The sequence below is a fragment of the Phormidium yuhuli AB48 genome (assembly GCF_023983615.1).
GTDB lineage: Bacteria > Cyanobacteriota > Cyanobacteriia > Cyanobacteriales > Geitlerinemataceae > Sodalinema > Sodalinema yuhuli.
On the sequence record NZ_CP098611.1, the window covers coordinates 3,454,612 to 3,471,637 of the forward strand.

Sequence of the window (17,026 nt, forward strand, 5' to 3'; positions counted from 1 at the left end):
TCCTGTCAAGGAGAAATACCATGTTGAACTTGAAAGCTAAAGGTTTCATTTCGGGGTTGGGGTTCAGTTTGATTCAACTCCTCTTGCTGGGTGCATTGCCCCTCCCCTCGGTTGAGGCTCAAACCCCCTGTAGTCCAGAGAGGGTCAGAACTCTGTCTGAACGCTTAAGGAATGAGTCTCCCCCCTCTCCGGAAAGTCGAGAAATTCGCTCTGAGCGACACCGTTTTAAGTTTCAAGTGCCAGCCAACTATCGGGCTGTGACCTTCAGAGATAGCATTCTGATTCTTTCTCCTGAAGCCTATGAATTTCATCAGTGCCAACCTCGTACCACCTTCTGGTACGCTGCCGCCATAATTTACGTCATGGACTCGGATTTTCCCCCAAGTTTTTCACTAGAGCAAGTGTTTGAACGACGACCCGCTGAACAACAAGAAGGTAGGGTTCAACGGGTCAGTCTAGCTGGAATACCGGCATTACGTTATCATGCCCATGAGGGGGGCGATGGTCTCACCCGACGTTACTTTTTTCGGTCACCTCAAGGAACTAAAACTATTACTATTTTCTCCTGGGTGAATTCAGTGAATGCTCGGGAACCTGAAGTTTTATCTCGAATTACGAATAACGTTGAGCTTTTGTTTTCTATAACGGAAGATCCACCCCGAGTTGGCATTGTTCCCACATTAGAGGTTTGTGGTCTAGCGGTTTGGAACGCTCCAGATGATAACTTGACCCATATCTTAACGGCAATGGGGGGTAGCTCATCGGCTAATTTCAGACTGGACAATCAACTTCTGCAATTGAGAACCACTGGTCCAGAGATTAACCCAGGACGAACGGGATCTCCCTCTAGTTTTACCTTTCAAAATTCTGATCGCTCCATTCAGGTCAGGTTACAAGGAGATTGGCGGATTGAGCATCCTGGTGCCACGTCTGGATGGGTGACGAATAATGCAACTTTGGAGGTGAGCCAAGGAAATCAGACTAGGGAATTATCTGTGTTTGCCAGTTTGGGATGTCAGTTTTTGTTCTTTTAAATCAAGCTGGTCAAAGGAAATTCCCTGACTATCGACCCTTTGCCAACCCTTGTTCTTGCTGACTTGGCTGGAGCAGTCATATTCTTGGGGCAGCTCTATCTTCCCGAGTGCAGGCGGTAGACCTGCCCGGAGTCCCTCTCATGGCTCCAACCATGACACTATGAGCATCCCTCTCTCCTCGTGGGTTTTCTTGAATTTGTAAAGATTTATCACAAATTTAGCCTCATTACGTAAAACTTGACCTTCTTGGCCGATAGACCTGTAGAGCCTCTTCTAGGGTTCGCCGGTCAACCTCAGATTTCTTTCAAACTTGGGTCGGCCGAGGGTTAATTTTAGCCAGGGAAAAGCCAGCGCTATGAGTTAGAACCTGCTGCAAAGTTGAGTGATGATTGAGTCAACCTTATTTCTAGATATTTCTGCATAGAAATTGGGGTTGAATGTTATTATTTTTTATGTGTGAAAAAGATTGCTTTTTCATAACTTGCTGTCCTGCTTTTATGCTTTAATGAGAATATAAAGTTTTCATGAAGATAGGAACATTAGGTTGACTTTGTTGAATCGCTCGACTACAAAATAATGAAAGCTTTTCAAAAAAACTAAGCCAAGGGGTTGTAATCATGGTTTTGACTATTGTGACGGATGGTGGGTTTGACTTTGGAATTGCAACGGAGAGCGATGATCGGGTCATCATGGCTCAGTTGCCACAGAACCAGTTAGATCAGTTGCGGAACTCACCGTTTACGGATGCGATCGCCCTCCTGGGAGGGAATGATTATTTCGAGAATGACGACACGGGACGAATTGTCTTCGGCAATGCCGGAAATGACACGATTTTCGGCGGTGCGGGCAATGACACCATCTCCGGGGGTCGTGATAATGACTATATTGATGGTCGAGGTGGCGATAACATCCTATTCGGCAATCTCGGCGATGATACCGTCATTGGCGGCTCGGGGAATGATACGATTTTTGGCGGACAAGGGAATGATGTTATTATCGGCGGACCCGGCAATGATGTCTTGTCGGGCGATCGGGGTTTGGATACCCTAACCGGTGGGGGAGGAGCGAATCAGTTCTTCCTGCAAGCCTCGGGTGCTAATCGTGATGTGATTACCGACTTCCAGCCTGGGGTTGATAAACTCCGTCTTCCGGATGGGGTGGCCTTTGCTGAACTGCAAATTCGGGGGTCTGGTACTAATACTGAGATTGTCCGGAATGGAGAGGTGTTAGCGATTCTCAATGGTGTCGCCCCAGGTTCCGTCACGGCTAATGACTTTATTGGCAATGTTGGAGAGACTCCACCCGTAGCTGTGACCCCAGGAAACACAGCAAGGACTGCTGGTGACTTGGGAGTCTTTAGTGGAACTCGTACTTTCCGAGACTTTGTTGGTACTACTGACTCTAATGATTATTACCGCTTTACACTCAATCAAGTTCATGATGTAGAATTAACTTTATTTGGCATGGATCAAAATGCAGATCTTGAGTTGTATATTGGTGATTTAAAACCAGATGGATCCGTTGAAATTGGAAATCGCGTTGAAAGGTCAACTAACTGGGGTACGAGTGATGATTCTATCACTCGTTCATTAGGTGCAGGTACATATTTTGTTCGAGTATATCCACAAAGTAATCAGACGGATACACGGTATAGTCTAACTTTTGAAGCCACTCCAACCGGAATTATTGATCAAGCGGGAAATACACCTTCTGAAGCCTTAAATTTAGGTATTTTAGAAGGAGAACGGAACTTTCAAGATTTTGTGGGAACAGCTGACCCGAATGATTACTATCGTTTCACTCTAGCTGGAGTTCGTGATTTCAATTTGGATCTTTTTGGAATGCGTCAGAATGCAGATATTGAGTTATATCTCGGTCAACAAAAGTTGGATGGTTCTTGGGAATTAGGCAATCGTATTGAAAGGTCAACTAACTGGGGTACGAGTGATGATTCTATCACTCGTTCATTAGGTGCGGGTACGTATTTCGTTCGAGTATATCCACAAAGTAATCAAACGGATACACGGTATAGTTTAAGGTTTAATGCTACTCCTTAAGCTGTATTCCTGACATCTTCAAGAGGATAAGGGTCTCAATATTTCAAGAATCATGGGATGTTGAGATCCATCCTAACTTGCCTCACTACCAATTTAGCTATTTCCTTTGACGATTATCTTATCTTGAGGAGCAGATATTCAGGTAAAAAAAATGTAGGTTTCCTGAAGGAATTTAAGGAAACCGTGCTTTTTGCAGAATTACTGAGTCACAGGAAACTCTTTTTTAGGTCTGTTTTTTGACGGTTACTCTACTTTGACGATCATGAAACTCAAATAATTGCTTATTTCGTTGCCCATCTTCTCTGTCGTCCTAGGTCATCTTCCGCTCTAGCCGGACGATTAGAACCGACAAAAATTCAGTCTGTTGGCGTTAAAATCGGTCAAGATGACTCGGGTTATTGAGTTAGAGTCAATTGCCATGAGATTTTACTTAAAAATTCCCACAATCCTCTCGCTGATGAGCCTCAGTCTCCTCGTTGTGACTCCAGTACAGGCTCAGCGTTCGGCTCCCTGTTCCAATGAGAACCAAGAGCAGCCATCCCAAGCTCGTCGTGAAATCACGAACCGGGAATATGGTTTGCGATTTGAGATTCCGGCTAACTACAGGACTGAACTTCGGCGTGAAACGCACTCCCCTCAACGGTTATCTATTGTGGTGAGAATTGGAACTAGGGAACCCTAAAAGGCTCTCTAAGATAGCGTCGATATTCTCGCGCAAATAACCAAGTACCCGTGATTCGATTGAGGTTGATTTGTTGAGAAGTTTGAGATTCGTATCCTTCCCCTATGAAACGAAACCTAACCGGGGTTGCATCACGCTGATGCACCACAATATCCTTCCATCCAGAATGGGTTTGATTCGTAACAATAATCGGTGGATGACTTAATAAGCCATAACCCACTGGATTATAATTGCTCCCAGAACCTTGAAAAATTTGGGTCGTGCAGCCTCCTGTCCCACAGGTTGTTGGACCGATTAAATGGACGATGGTTTCCGGTTGTCCATCTCCGTTTAAGTCAATGCGATTATAGAGATACTCGAACTCTCCTATAAATGGTATCTCTTCTTGAATGGCTCGCTCAAGATGGCGATCGCGAGAGGATATGGGTTGAAGAACCCGAGGTTGATTTTGGACTAGAAAAATCATTCCATCTGACATAAAAGTCGATTTTGAGTTGACAAAATTAATGCCAACAAACAGACTTAAAGAAAACCCGAATATCGCTAAACAAACTAGCCAGAGTTTGTTTCTTAGGGAAAATTTGTTTGATTTTTTCATGATTGTTGATGCTGATTTAATCAGCGACAAAAGTTGGCTGACCCGTAGCAAGTTGACCTGTGAGTTCTCAATTGGTTCTCCTGAGTTTGATTAACAGGAACAATCGAACTGTGATAAATCATGTCTTGACTCAAGTCACTGAAACGAGCTAAAAAATCTAAAACACGCATTCGCTCAGTTGGACCGGTAGTTGTAATCGTCATTGCGTCATGAGTCACGACTCGTTGACATGACCATCCTGTTCGTGAGCGTTCCCCTGGATGAGTCTCCCATCGACAATCCATACCGGAGACGGCCCTTGGAACTTGCGTTCTCCGTACCGTTGCGCTCCTATTGTCCCCAACACCAAAAAACTCGTCCAACGGGGCTTCTCGACAGGCTTCGGCTTCACAAAATATACCAGACCTAATAATCCAACGGGCCGTATTATCAGGATTCAGGCAAATCAGTGAGAAGCCGACTGAAGTATAAGAAAGGTTAGAGTGTCCCTGAAGTATTTCAAAGGCTCTACCCGTCCGACATTCATAGATATTGTTCGAGGTGACGGGTCGGATGATAGGACCAATCGGTCCAGCATTGGCTATTTTTTGGGATAGCCCTAAACAACAGGTCACTGATAATGCCAATAGGAGTCTGTGGCGCCATCCAGGGGGTCTTATCATAAGTAAAACAAATTATTTTGAGGTTTTTAATTTGTGCAATTTATGAAAACAGAGTCGTCTGCTCGCACAACCCATCTAAGCCTTATCAAGCTGTGTGTTAAACCAACTTGGTCGGTGAAAATGCGAACTCTCTAAAATTGCCTCGTTTAACCCTGATGGAATTATACCATTGAACCGTTGTTTGGCAATTGGGATTCTCTCAGTCCCCTCGATCAACCGGAACGACTTCCCTCGGCGAGAACTGCTCCTAGATAGAGAGGGACTCATGTTATCTGTAAAGATTTATCACAAATTCAGCTTCATGACGTAAAACTCCCTCTTTCGGGCCGATAGATCTATAGAGCATCTTCTGGGCCAACCTCGAATTTCTTCCGAACTGGGGTCGGCTGAGGAGCAATTTTCGTCAGGGAGGAGCCAGTCTGATGAGTTAGAACCGGCGGCGAAGTCAAAGTATGATTAAGCTCACCAAATCTGTATTTCTGCGTATTTTGGGTAAAGCTTATTATTTTTAACACATGAAAGAGCGATATCTTTCATGACTTGTCGTCCGGCCTGGATTTTTTTGAGAATATAAAGTTTCTATAAAATTGAAAATGTTGAGTTGACTTTTTTGAATGGTTTGACTTGAATAAAGTTAAAGCCTTCCCCAAAAAAACTAAATCAAGGGGTTATAACTCTTGGTTAAAAATTATCATGAAACTTAACTTCAGTTGGTCTAGGACGTTGCCCTACATGACGGGTGTTTTGCTGGCTTCTGGGATGATGCTGATGGAGCCAGGTCTGGCTCAAAACCTGCGACGGTATCGCTCAACTTGTAGCTTTTACGGACAGAATCAACCTCAGGCTCAGTCCATGGGTTGCTCTGTTGAACAAGGTGAACGACGCATTGTGATTTCTTGGAATGACGGCTACAGGACCACGTTGGAATACAATTCTAGTTCTGGTCAGTGGCAATCGATGCCATCGAGATCTAGAAGTACGATTCGATTTTACTCGGAAACTGGGGATGTAGCCCAAGTGGAAATTCATGCTGGGCCCGGTCAAGGGTTGATTTCCATTGACCGGGCGATCCGTTATGAGCGTTGAAGCAATTTTATGATTCAGGTGTACAGTTAGAAAACTAGCTGTGAATACACTCGTTCAGAAATTTGCTTAAAAATCTCCCAATCGTCTCCATAGTCTGACCCTTCCCCAAATACGGATAGGATGTAGGCACGACCGCTAGAATCTTGGATAAATGCCACTTCCATTCGACCTTCTTGCGTCCAACCCACTTTGGAGTAAAACCTGATACGATCGCGATGTTGAAAAATCCCTTCCCCGAAAAATCCTTGAATAGCGTCATACTCTTCCGGCCCCCAAACATTGGGATCTAAGTTTTGTTCTAACAACATCAGCATTTCCCGAGAGTCTTCAGAAGAAACTGCCAGTTCCGCCGCTAGTTCGTACATCAGTCGGGCAGTTTGTCTAGCTGTGAGACGGTTGCGATCGGGATTATTGAGATTTCCTCGCATCTGTAAATCCCGTCCCTTAGGAAGACTCATCTCTAGGTAGGGAATGGGAAAGTTTTTTTGGCTAATATCTAATCCCTGATAGCCGGCATTTTCGAAAAACTCGTTGATTGAATATCGGCGTTTTAGCCAGGTGTCATAACCAACGTCAAGCTGACTAGAAGTTGTGTTGCTGATTAAGTCAACAACTCGACTGGCCGCTTCGTTGTCTGATTTTTGCGCCATTTTACAGACATCGGTTCGACAGCCGTTTAAGGGAAAGTCCACCGGTTGGCGAGGAATTTGTCCATTAGCTTGTAATCCATACAAGGAGACAAGCCAGAAGAGTTTAGGGATACTAGCAGGATAGCGAAATACGTCACTTTGATAACTCGCCTCTGTTCGCCGATTTAAGTCTATTAAATGGATGGATAGCGACCGAGTTGATAGTCCTCGGGATGCGGCTAGGTTAACCAGTTCTTCGACGATGCGATCCAGTTCTGAACTGGATGAAAATTGGGGTAAACTGGTTACGTTATAAATAGCTTGAGGAGTTCTTTGAGTGGGTAACTCGCTGCGATCGCCAACATCAAAGTTGGGTTCTCCCGATCCAGGTAAACCTGATAAAGGTGGAGGAGTTCTAAATGTTGATGAACCTGAGGATGAGTCTTCTGAGGTTTCAGGGTCATCAATTTCTGAATCTAACGATTCTGAAGGTAGAACTGGTATATCAGCAATAGTTTTTTCTTGATGTGGCGATTTTGGCGATAAAAGCCACAAGGTGAGAGTTCCAATAAATCCGACTCCTATTGCTACCGAAATAGCTATGCCAACCCATTGCAGTTGGGATAGTTTAGATTGCTCTATCTCCTTATGTGACGAAGAATAATTAATAGCGGCCGATATTTTTGTTCGTTTTAGTCCCTCATTTGCTTGTCGAAGATTATCCTTAGAAGGCTGGGAAGGTGGTTGGGATTTCACAAGATTTTTTAACCTTCAAACAAAGAATATTTTAGTCAAGAGATTGATAATCAAAAACTTTGACTCGATTTCCAATGCGCTCAAGGATGTACTTAAAGCGTCTTGTGGTGAAGTAAGTATTACTGGGATCAGCACGACCATCCTTAAATAAAGTTGCATCTTCAGTGATTGACACTTCAATTGTTGCACGATTTCCACTATCCACAAAACGTTCAATTGATTCAATACGTTGTACGCCATATTGATAGTAAGCATTATTATTTTGTAACCAGCTAATTGAACCATCGGCTTTCAGTAAATCTTCTAACAAAGGCCCTGTCGTTAAATTTTGAGCAACATCTCGACGGTAAGGAGGTGCAAACATTTGCGATTTGGCACTCAGCCAACTATTAATAGTTGCAACAGCTTGTTCCTGAGTGATTTGACCTTGCGGAACCGGGGTAGGTGGAGGCGGAACCGGGGTAGGTGGAGGCGTAGATGCTGGTGGGGGTGGCTCAGGTGTAGGAATTGGTGTAGCTTCAGGGGCTACGTCGGGAGGATTTTCTGAGGTAGAATTTTCTGATTCGTCTAACTCATTAACAGTGTCTCCTCCAGCAACCGAGGACTCTGTAACACCACCGGAGTCGGCTGTAGTCCCGCCTGAGTCTCCATTATTAAAACTCGGCCGTAAAACCAGCAATGCAGCGATAAAGAATAGTCCAATCACTCCCCCCGTCAACGCGGCTTTTTGCCATTCCGGCATTCCTGAAGAAGCTGGAACGGGTGTAGGCGCAATACCTGGAGGTTGAGACACTTGGGTTGCAGAAGCAATCGGTTGTGAGATCGCTGTTGCTGGTGGATAGTTTGATGAATTTCCAGGAACACCTGTTACCGGAACCGGTTGTTCGGAAGGATATTCCCCCATAATGACTGGAGTTTGAGACAGAGATTGTTGCGTCAGAGCTTCCCACATCTGACGGGCAATAGGAAAGCGATGAGGCGCATGAGGTTGAATGGCGCGGTCAAGAATGCTAGCAAAGGTGGGAGTCACTCCAGAGGCGTAAGGTCTCCAGAGGACGATTCCCGTCATGGGGTCACTCTCTAACTCATCGGGTATTTTGCCTGTCAAGGCATAAATCGCTGTCAATCCCAACGCATAGAGGTCACTACTATACACGGGACGACCGCCGGCCTGTTCACTCGGCATAAAACCAGGAGTTCCCACTACCACAGACCGAGTCGCATGTCCCCCTTCCGTGACCACCGTTCCCATGGTTTCCTTCACCGCCCCAAAATCCAGTAACACCGGCTCTAGGCTCCCGCTTCGCAGAATGATATTATCGGGCTTAATATCTCGGTGAACAATTTTTTTGCTATGAACGTACTCCAATACCAGTAGCAGACTCACGAGAATTTCTCGGACGGTACTTTCACTGAGTCGTCCCTGATGCTGAAGATACCCCGAGAGGGTTTCCCCTTCAATATACTCCTGCACTAAATAAAAATGGTCGTCATCCCGAAAATATCCGTAGAGGGTGGGGATTTGCCGGTGATGACCGCCCAATTCTTCTAAAATCGCCGCTTCTCGTTGAAATCGCTCTTGGACCAGTTGATAAATCTGAGAGTTGTCGGCAATGGGTTTGAGGCGTTTGACCACACAGCGACGACCTGAGGGCATTTGGGTGTCTTCCGCCAAAAATGTCTCCCCAAACCCCCCCGACCCTAAATGACGAATGACCTGGTAGCGGTCTTTAATCAGAGGTAACTTATCCATAGTCTTGACTCCACAAGGTTTGAGGGATTCGGGTCAGGAACGGAGGCTTGGTCTAGTTTAACCTAAATTCTCCTGAAAAAGATAGGGGGCTTTTGTTTCTTAATTTAAACCGAATTTATAAGTTTTGTGGTTCAGAAGCCAGGAAAACTTAGGCTTTTTTAAAATACCTCAACAAATTAGAATATTTGTTTATATTTTCTTGAACTCATTGTGTAGTTGTCCTAGCTTGCCTGATGAGTTGGACTAATTTAATAATCTTGTTTGGCTAATCATCCAAGCTTCAGCCTCTTGATTCCAAAGGAGCGTAATTTCTCGGGGTTCATAAACCATTTCCCCCGTTCTCATCTGTAGTCTTACCTGGGTATTGACCACGGCCCTATCATCGGTCTGCTCAATCACCTGAGGGTTCTGAGCCTCCGCGTGGCTCACTGTATCCCACCAGTCGGCATAGGAGTTATAGCCATTGGTGAAAATTGACCGATTACCTCTAAAGTTCTCATGTAATCGACTCCAGGCTTCTTGATATTGACGGTGACTCACGAGTCTGTATTGTTCTTCTACCCTGGTGACGGCTGAGGGTCTGAATGTCCTTGGCGTTGGTGGGTTGACGGCACCTTGAGAGCTGTCGGCCGTGGGGACAGCTCTCGATTCAGGCACAGCTCTCGATTCAGGCATCGAGGCAGCTGTTTCAGTTGCTATCACCTCAGAGGTCGTCCGGTCTTCATTGACGTCATAATTTCCTGGGGACTCACCCGCATCATGGCTATCAGTGGTTGTGGCTTCAGGCTGAGAATCTTCAGGTTCAGGAGGAGAATTACCATTAGGCTGATAGAGCACCAATCCCCCAATTAAAACTACTCCCATGACTGCCCCAGTTAATGCCGCTTTGGCCCAATCCGACATTCCCGCAGAAGCTGGCACGGGTGTAGGGGCAATAGCCGGCGGTTGAGAGACCGCTGTGGGACTGACGACGAGGGTATTCTGGGAGTCAGACACTGCCGTGGCGGGAATGGCGGCTTGAGACGGGGATTGTTGGGTCAGAGCTTCCCACATCTGACGGGCAATAGGAAAGCGATGAGGCGCATGAGGTTGAATGGCGCGGTCAAGAATGCTAGCAAAGGTGGGAGTCACTCCAGAGGCGTAAGGTCTCCAGAGGACGATTCCCGTCATGGGGTCACTCTCTAACTCATCGGGTATTTTGCCTGTCAAGGCATAAATCGCTGTCAATCCCAACGCATAGAGGTCACTACTATACACGGGACGACCGCCGGCCTGTTCACTCGGCATAAAACCAGGAGTTCCCACTACCACAGACCGAGTCGCATGTCCCCCTTCCGTGACCACCGTTCCCATGGTTTCCTTCACCGCCCCAAAATCCAGTAACACCGGCTCTAGGCTCCCGCTTCGCAGAATGATATTATCGGGCTTAATATCTCGGTGAACAATTTTTTTGCTATGAACGTACTCCAATACCAGTAGCAGACTCACGAGAATTTCTCGGACGGTACTTTCACTGAGTCGTCCCTGATGCTGAAGATACCCCGAGAGGGTTTCCCCTTCAATATACTCCTGCACTAAATAAAAATGGTCGTCATCCCGAAAATATCCGTAGAGGGTGGGGATTTGCCGGTGATGACCGCCCAATTCTTCTAAAATCGCCGCTTCTCGTTGAAATCGCTCTTGGACCAGTTGATAAATCTGAGAGTTGTCGGCAATGGGTTTGAGGCGTTTGACCACACAGCGACGACCTGAGGGCATTTGGGTGTCTTCCGCCAAAAATGTCTCCCCAAACCCCCCCGACCCTAAATGACGAATGACCTGGTAGCGGTCTTTAATCAGAGGTAACTTATCCATAGTCTTGACTCCACAAGGTTTGAGGGATTCGGGTCAGGAACGGAGGCTTGGTCTAGTTTAACCTGAATTGTCCGGCAAAGGATAGGGAGTTTTGTATCTTAGGCAACTGATTTCTGAGCGGCTATGAGGAGATGTTTAATTTTTTGGGGAACTATCCTAAAATCATAAAAATGTCCTGAACCCGTTGCTGTAAGCGATCTAGCCCCATGACTTCTAGTAAAACCACTCTGGTCAATCAATCTCCTGCTTATTTGGAGTTCAACTTTCAGGGAAAGGTGAAGAAGTTTTCCCTCATGGGCGATCGCCTGACCTTTGGACGGGCCCCTGAGGTGGATTTAACCTTAGAAGGGGATGAATGGGCAGCCGTGTCCCGTCTCCATGGGACTCTCACTCGTGAAGGAGATACCTACAGCATTTATGACGGGGTTCTCCAAGGACAAGACCACAAGTTTAGTCGTAACGGACTTCTCTATGGTCAGCGACGGGTCGGAACCTATCAACCCCATATTCTCCAAGATGGCGATGAGTTACAAATTGGTCAAGACCCCCAGAATTTAGTTCGTCTCAAGTATATCAATCCCAATGCCCCTCGGCATCAGGACACTTCGACGATTGCTAAATCAATTTCCTTAAAACATCGCTCCTTAGAAATCGGTCGTGACCCTGCGTTACAGGGGTCTAATTTATATCTAGAGGCACCGGTCATTTCCCGACGTCATGCCATCATCGATAATTCAGGATCGGGCTATGTTCTCTATGATAAAAGTACTAACGGTATTTTTATTACTCGCTACGGTAAAGTTTTTAAGGCTAGAAATCAAGAAAGTTTACAGGATGGAGACTTGATTCGCATCGGTCCCTACGCCCTCATCCTCAAAGGAGATGAGTTACTCCTAGAAGGTCGTGGGGATGGCTTGCGGATTGATGCAATTCAACTGTCCCGTCAAGTTCCTCGACATCCCGAAAATTTCTGGGAACAAATCCAAGTTGCTCTGGGACAAAAAATACCGGCAAAATTCTCTCTACTTAATAATGTTTCAGTTCCCCTTGAACCGGGTCAACTCGTGGCCTTAGTGGGAGGAAGTGGGGCGGGAAAATCGACGTTATTAGAAACCCTGTTAGGGATTCGTCCAGTTGATTATGGCAATATTTATCTTAATAGTGATGACTTACGGCACAATTTTAATATCTATCGCACCCAAATTGGCTATGTTCCTCAACAGGATATTGTCCATCGTAATTTGAGCGTGACTCAAGTGTTGACCTTTGCGGCCCAGTTGCGGCTTCCTCCAGATACCGATGAGGGGGCGATCGCCCAAATTGTCCAAAAAACCCTGAAAACCGTGGCCCTGAGCGATCGCAGCAACAGTCTCGTCAGCAAACTCAGTGGCGGACAACTCAAACGGGTGAGTATCGCCGTGGAACTCCTGGCCAATCCCAAACTCTTCTTCCTCGACGAACCCACCTCAGGCCTCGATCCCGGCCTCGACAAAAAAGTGATGGAACTGTTGCGAGACTTAGCCAAAGAAGAAAATCGCACCGTGGCCCTCGTCACCCACGCCACCGCCAATATCACCCTCTGCGATCGCGTCGCCTTCATGGGCCGAGGGGGGAATCTCTGTTACTTCGGCGACCCCGAGCAAGCCATACCATTTTTTAATGATTTTGTCAAGTCTCAAGGTCATCATTATGAACTCGACGGCTTTGCAGAAATCTACATCGAACTGGACAAGCCTCCAGAAGAGAATCAGGGAATTAAACCCGAAGCCTACTGTCAACGCTGCGCCGAATTTTTCCGCAACCATCCCAGCTACCAAACCTACGTCGAACGCCAATTAGGCCCCCTCAACGGTTCCCCCTCCGGGATAACCCCCCAATCCCCCAAAACCGTTAGCGGGAAATCCTCCGCCCCCCAAAACCAGAGTCCTCAACAAGCCACCCCCTCCCCCTGGGGACAAATCTCAGTCCTCTTACAACGGGATATCCAATTAGTTTTTGCCGATAAATTCAACCTAGCCTTAGCCCTTTTAACCGCCCCGATTGGCATTGGTTTAATCACCTTTGCCATTCGCGATCGCGAACCCTTCATTTTGCCCACAGGCCCCGATCCCACCCTAGCACCCTTAGCCTTGCGGGTCTTATTTGTCTTCACCTGCGCCGCCATTTGGGTGGGCTTATCCGGCTCCCTACAAACCATCGTACGAGAGTCGGCTATTTATCTGCGAGAGCGATTAGTCAACCTAGGATTAGTCCCCTATTTAGGCTCCAAAGTTCTCGTCTTAGGGGGACTGGCTCTGATCCAAACCTTACTGATGACCGCTGTCATTCTCCTGGGCTTCCAATCTCCTGAACCTCAGCTCATTTCTTGGACCATGGGAGTGAGTGTCACCACCTTTTTAACCCTCCTCACCAGTGGTTGTCTCGGCTTAGCCGTCTCCTGTTTTGTCAGCAACGAAACCCAAGCCAATACCGCCCTCCCCTTACTTTTGCTTCCTCAAATTATCTTTTCCGGCGTCTTATTCACCATGGAGGGTGTCGCCAAATTTATCTCCTGGGCCATGTTGAGTCGTTGGTCTGTGGGAGCCTATGGAGCCTTAGTAAACGTGAATGAGATGGTTCCCGAACCGCAAACCTATCCCGATGGAACCGAGATTCCCCAAGCCTTTGAAATCAGCCCCGTCTATGACGCTGATTGGTCGAACCTGGGCTTAAACTGGGCTATCCTAGGAGTTCATGCGGGGGTCTATTTAGCGATCGCCCTCTGGCAACTCAAACGCAAAGACACCCTCTAACCATCTCGACCCAAAGACCCTCCCCATGAGACAATCCCTGGGGAGCATCCCCTTAGACCCATGACTGACGCACAACATCTCGAAGATCTCCTCCTCAACCTCGATGGACGGGGCTATAAAGCCTATAAAGACTTGCGGGGACAGTACCAATTTCCCGACTTTAAACTGACCATTGACTATGTTCAAGGAGATCCCTTCGCCGCACCGAGTCAGTTGAGCGTCTGGGTTCCCATGAGCGTCGCTGGCTTTCCCGAACATCTCTACGCCAGTCTCTCCCGAGAAATCGCCCTACGGGATTACCTAACCCGAGCCTTTTCTCAGGCCTGTCGTCAACTGAGTCAGAAACGGGGAACCGGCAAAAGTGGGGCGATCGCCGTCTGTCGTCTCGGTCAAGAAGTCCTAGCACGAACCTCTGCATTTGTCAACCCTAACGGCGTAGAAATCCGCTTCACCGTGGGACTTCCCGCCCAAGGACGGCGCATTTTAGGGCGACAGGCCGCCGAAATGCTCTGTGATGACATCCCAGAACTGGTCGATCGCGCCCTCATCTACCAAAACCTGGACGCCGCCGCCATCCAACAACAGGTCGAAACCATCGAAGATGCCGACTGGCTGCGATCGCAACTCTCCCAGAACAACCTCATCGCCTTCGTCGCCGACGGCTCAATCCTACCCCGCCGCAGTGGCGTGGATGCCCGTCCCCTAGAGACCAACGCCGTCCCCTTTGAATCTCCCGAATCCCTACGAGTCACCTTCAACCGGCCCAACGGCGGACCCATCAGCGGCATGGGCATTCCCCGAGGGGTTACCCTGATTGTCGGTGGCGGCTATCATGGCAAATCCACCCTCCTACGGGCCATTGAACTGGGAGTCTATAACCGCATTCCCGGAGATGGCCGGGAATTTGTCGTCACCGATGACGCCGCCGTGAAAATTCGCGCCGAAGATGGTCGTTCCGTGCGTGGCGTGGATATCTCCACCTTCATCAACAACTTACCCCAAGGACAAAGCACTCGCAGCTTCTCCACAGAAAACGCCAGTGGGAGTACCTCTCAAGCCGCCAACATCATCGAAGCCATCGAAGCCGGGGCCCGAGTCTTACTCATCGACGAAGACACCTCCGCCACCAACTTCACCATTCGCGATCGCCGAATGCAAGAATTGATTGCCAAAGAACATGAACCCATTACCCCCTTCGTCGATCGCGTCCGTCCCCTCTTTGACGAACAAGGGATTTCCACCATTCTCGTCATGGGAGGAAGTGGCGATTACTTCGAGGCGGCCGATACGGCGATCGCCATGACCCATTATCGCCCCCAAAACGTCACCGAGCAAGTGAAAGACATTGCCGCCAAGTACCACACCGGCCGCCAACCGGACCCCCAATCTCCCCTAACCCCTCCCACCCCTCGCTATCTCCTCCCCGACAGTCTCGACCCCAGTCGGGGCAAACGGGCCGTCAAATGGCAAGTGCGAGATGACGATGAAATCATCTTTGGAAGCGATGAAATCGACTTATCCGCCGTTGAACAACTCGTCGATACCGGACAGTTGCGGGCCATTGCCGAAGCCATGGTCTATCTCAAACAAGACTATCCCCACAGCAATCAGACCCTGGCCCAACTCTTAGATGACATCGAAGGGGCGATCGCCTCCCAAGGCTTAGATATTCTCTCCCCCTTCCCCGTAGGAACGTTAGCCCAATTCCGTCGTTTTGAACTCGCCGCCGCCTTAAACCGCCTCCGCTCCATTGACATAAAACACTGACACCACGCCCGGGTTTAAAGTCAAGACAGATAGTACAGCGAAAACAAGGAAGCCCATTCCTAAAAATGGGCTAACTCAACCTTAAATGTCCAGGTTCACGGGTCTATTACCAAGTCACCGGGAAAGTCTGAGGTGCGGACTGAGGCGTGGGAGTGGGGCTAGGGGTGGGTGCGGGGGTAGTCGTGGTTGTTTCGGTTTCCGTCGTGGTAGTGGTGGTGGTGGTGCGTTCCTCTAAGCGGGATTGTACATCGTTAGGGATAATCACCGTATCAATCTTGTGGATAACCCCATTGTCAGCCGGAATATCAGTATCAATCACCCGAGCCGGGCCAACATTAACCCGACTCCCCTGAACCCTAGCATTCACCGGACCATTGAGGGTGTTCAAGAGTTGGTTGCCGATATCATTGGCTTCCAGAACCTCCGGTACAACGTGCATCCCTAAGACATCCTGCAACAAATCACGGTTCTCAGGATCGGTTAGAGCGTTAACCACAGATTGGGGCAAATCCTGGAAGGCTTGGTCCGTCGGGGCAAACAACGTAAAAGGACCATCGTTAGCGAGAGTATCTGCCATACCCGCTAACTCCGCCAGTTGTAGGAGCGTGTTCATATCTCCTTCACCTACCAGAGAGTCAACAAGATTCCCGACACCCATTTGAGCGACTTCGCTCTCCAACGGTTGGGCCGGCTCACTAGCCGTCATGTCAGCATGGCTGGGGTTGATGGTCAAGGTGCTAGCACTCAGGAGTACCATCGCCCCAGTCAGCCATTGAAATCGACGCTTAGAGTTCATATATCTTAACTTTTCTCACAACAGTCGTAATTCTAGCTTAAGTTTTTCTAATTTTTGGGAAAATTCTTTTGCAGAGGCGAAGTGGGGTTCTGAATTCCTTACAGCGGGGAGGTCGCCGGTTTATGCCATCACAGAAGGGGAACTGTTGTACAACTAAATATAGAAGCTCTACGTTATTCGTCCTTATGCCCTCTTGTCCTCGATGCCAGCAGCGAGTTCCTGACGATGCCATCTCCTGTCCCCATTGTGGCTATCAACTCAAGGCCTTCGGTCATCCAGGGATTCCCCTGCATCGAGCCAATCCCGAGGAACCCCTCTGTCTCACCTGCACCTACCACCTCGACGACAGTTGCAATTTTCCCCAACGGCCCCACGCTCAAACCTGCACCCTCTACCAAAACCTTAACGAGCCAGTCTTACCCCCCCCACCCCGACGCAAACTCGCACCCTGGTATCGCCGCCATCCGGTGCTAGTGGGCTTTTTCGCTCTCCTGGCTATCAGTTTGTTGCTGGCATTGGTGAGATGAGAGGGAGGGAACAGGGAATAGGGAACAGGGGGA

At 48.1% G+C, this 17,026-nt stretch carries 13 protein-coding genes; 7 read left to right on the forward strand and 6 right to left on the reverse strand.

Going from position 1 to position 17,026, the window contains the following annotated elements:
* Window positions 1-20 precede the first annotated feature (20 nt).
* The 3 genes from NEA10_RS14805 (at window position 21) to NEA10_RS14815 (ending at window position 3,773) form a co-directional block, all read left to right on the forward strand.
* On the forward strand, window positions 21-1,034 hold the full coding sequence (locus tag NEA10_RS14805) for a hypothetical protein (protein WP_252661842.1): 1,014 nt from the start codon (window positions 21-23) through the stop codon (window positions 1,032-1,034).
* A 617-nt stretch (window positions 1,035-1,651) separates the two neighbouring features.
* Window positions 1,652-3,091 carry a calcium-binding protein gene (locus NEA10_RS14810; RefSeq protein ID WP_252661844.1) on the forward strand — a complete coding sequence of 480 codons (1,440 nt, stop codon included), beginning with the start codon at window positions 1,652-1,654 and terminating at the stop codon, window positions 3,089-3,091.
* Window positions 3,092-3,509: 418 nt separating this feature from the next.
* On the forward strand, window positions 3,510-3,773 hold the full coding sequence (locus tag NEA10_RS14815; protein ID WP_252661846.1) for a hypothetical protein: 264 nt from the start codon (window positions 3,510-3,512) through the stop codon (window positions 3,771-3,773).
* On the opposite strand, the gene NEA10_RS14820 is transcribed toward NEA10_RS14815, so the two are convergent.
* A complete protein-coding gene (locus NEA10_RS14820; protein WP_252661848.1) occupies window positions 3,760-4,371 on the reverse strand; it encodes a COG3650 family protein in 612 nt (203 codons plus the stop codon). The two genes, NEA10_RS14815 and NEA10_RS14820, sit on opposite strands and share 14 nt — an antisense overlap.
* A gap of 1,355 nt (window positions 4,372-5,726) precedes the next feature.
* Here NEA10_RS14820 and NEA10_RS14825 point away from each other — a divergent pair.
* Window positions 5,727-6,119 carry a hypothetical protein gene (locus tag NEA10_RS14825; RefSeq protein ID WP_252661850.1) on the forward strand — a complete coding sequence of 131 codons (393 nt, stop codon included), beginning with the start codon at window positions 5,727-5,729 and terminating at the stop codon, window positions 6,117-6,119.
* Between the two features lie 26 nt (window positions 6,120-6,145).
* On the opposite strand, the gene NEA10_RS14830 is transcribed toward NEA10_RS14825, so the two are convergent.
* The 4 genes from NEA10_RS14830 to NEA10_RS14845 form a co-directional block, all read right to left on the reverse strand.
* Window positions 6,146-7,066, reverse strand: a complete 921-nt coding sequence (locus NEA10_RS14830) for a serine hydrolase (protein ID WP_252665370.1) — start codon at window positions 7,064-7,066, stop codon at window positions 6,146-6,148.
* A complete protein-coding gene (locus NEA10_RS14835) occupies window positions 7,054-7,212 on the reverse strand; it encodes a hypothetical protein (RefSeq protein ID WP_252665423.1) in 159 nt (52 codons plus the stop codon). The genes NEA10_RS14830 and NEA10_RS14835 overlap by 13 nt, the downstream gene beginning before the upstream one ends.
* Before the next feature lie 323 nt (window positions 7,213-7,535).
* Entirely contained in the window at window positions 7,536-9,257 is a 1,722-nt protein-coding gene (locus NEA10_RS14840; protein WP_252661860.1) for a protein kinase domain-containing protein, read from the reverse strand.
* 243 nt (window positions 9,258-9,500) lie between these two features.
* Window positions 9,501-11,111, reverse strand: a complete 1,611-nt coding sequence (locus tag NEA10_RS14845) for a serine/threonine protein kinase (RefSeq protein WP_252661868.1) — start codon at window positions 11,109-11,111, stop codon at window positions 9,501-9,503.
* Window positions 11,112-11,317: 206 nt separating this feature from the next.
* Here NEA10_RS14845 and NEA10_RS14850 point away from each other — a divergent pair, with 206 nt between their 5' ends.
* Together NEA10_RS14850 and NEA10_RS14855 are read left to right on the forward strand one after the other, a co-directional pair.
* Window positions 11,318-13,903 (forward strand): ATP-binding cassette domain-containing protein, encoded by a 2,586-nt coding sequence (locus NEA10_RS14850; protein ID WP_252661876.1) that lies wholly within the window; start codon window positions 11,318-11,320, stop codon window positions 13,901-13,903.
* 60 nt (window positions 13,904-13,963) lie between these two features.
* Window positions 13,964-15,670, forward strand: a complete 1,707-nt coding sequence (locus tag NEA10_RS14855; protein ID WP_252661878.1) for an ABC-ATPase domain-containing protein — start codon at window positions 13,964-13,966, stop codon at window positions 15,668-15,670.
* Window positions 15,671-15,776: 106 nt separating this feature from the next.
* Here the strand turns inward: NEA10_RS14855 and NEA10_RS14860 are convergent, their stop codons facing one another.
* Entirely contained in the window at window positions 15,777-16,466 is a 690-nt protein-coding gene (locus NEA10_RS14860; protein WP_252661880.1) for a fasciclin domain-containing protein, read from the reverse strand.
* A 185-nt stretch (window positions 16,467-16,651) separates the two neighbouring features.
* Between NEA10_RS14860 and NEA10_RS14865 the strand changes: the two genes are divergently transcribed.
* Window positions 16,652-16,993 (forward strand): zinc ribbon domain-containing protein, encoded by a 342-nt coding sequence (locus tag NEA10_RS14865; RefSeq protein ID WP_252661882.1) that lies wholly within the window; start codon window positions 16,652-16,654, stop codon window positions 16,991-16,993.
* The last annotated feature ends 33 nt before the right edge of the window (window positions 16,994-17,026 follow it).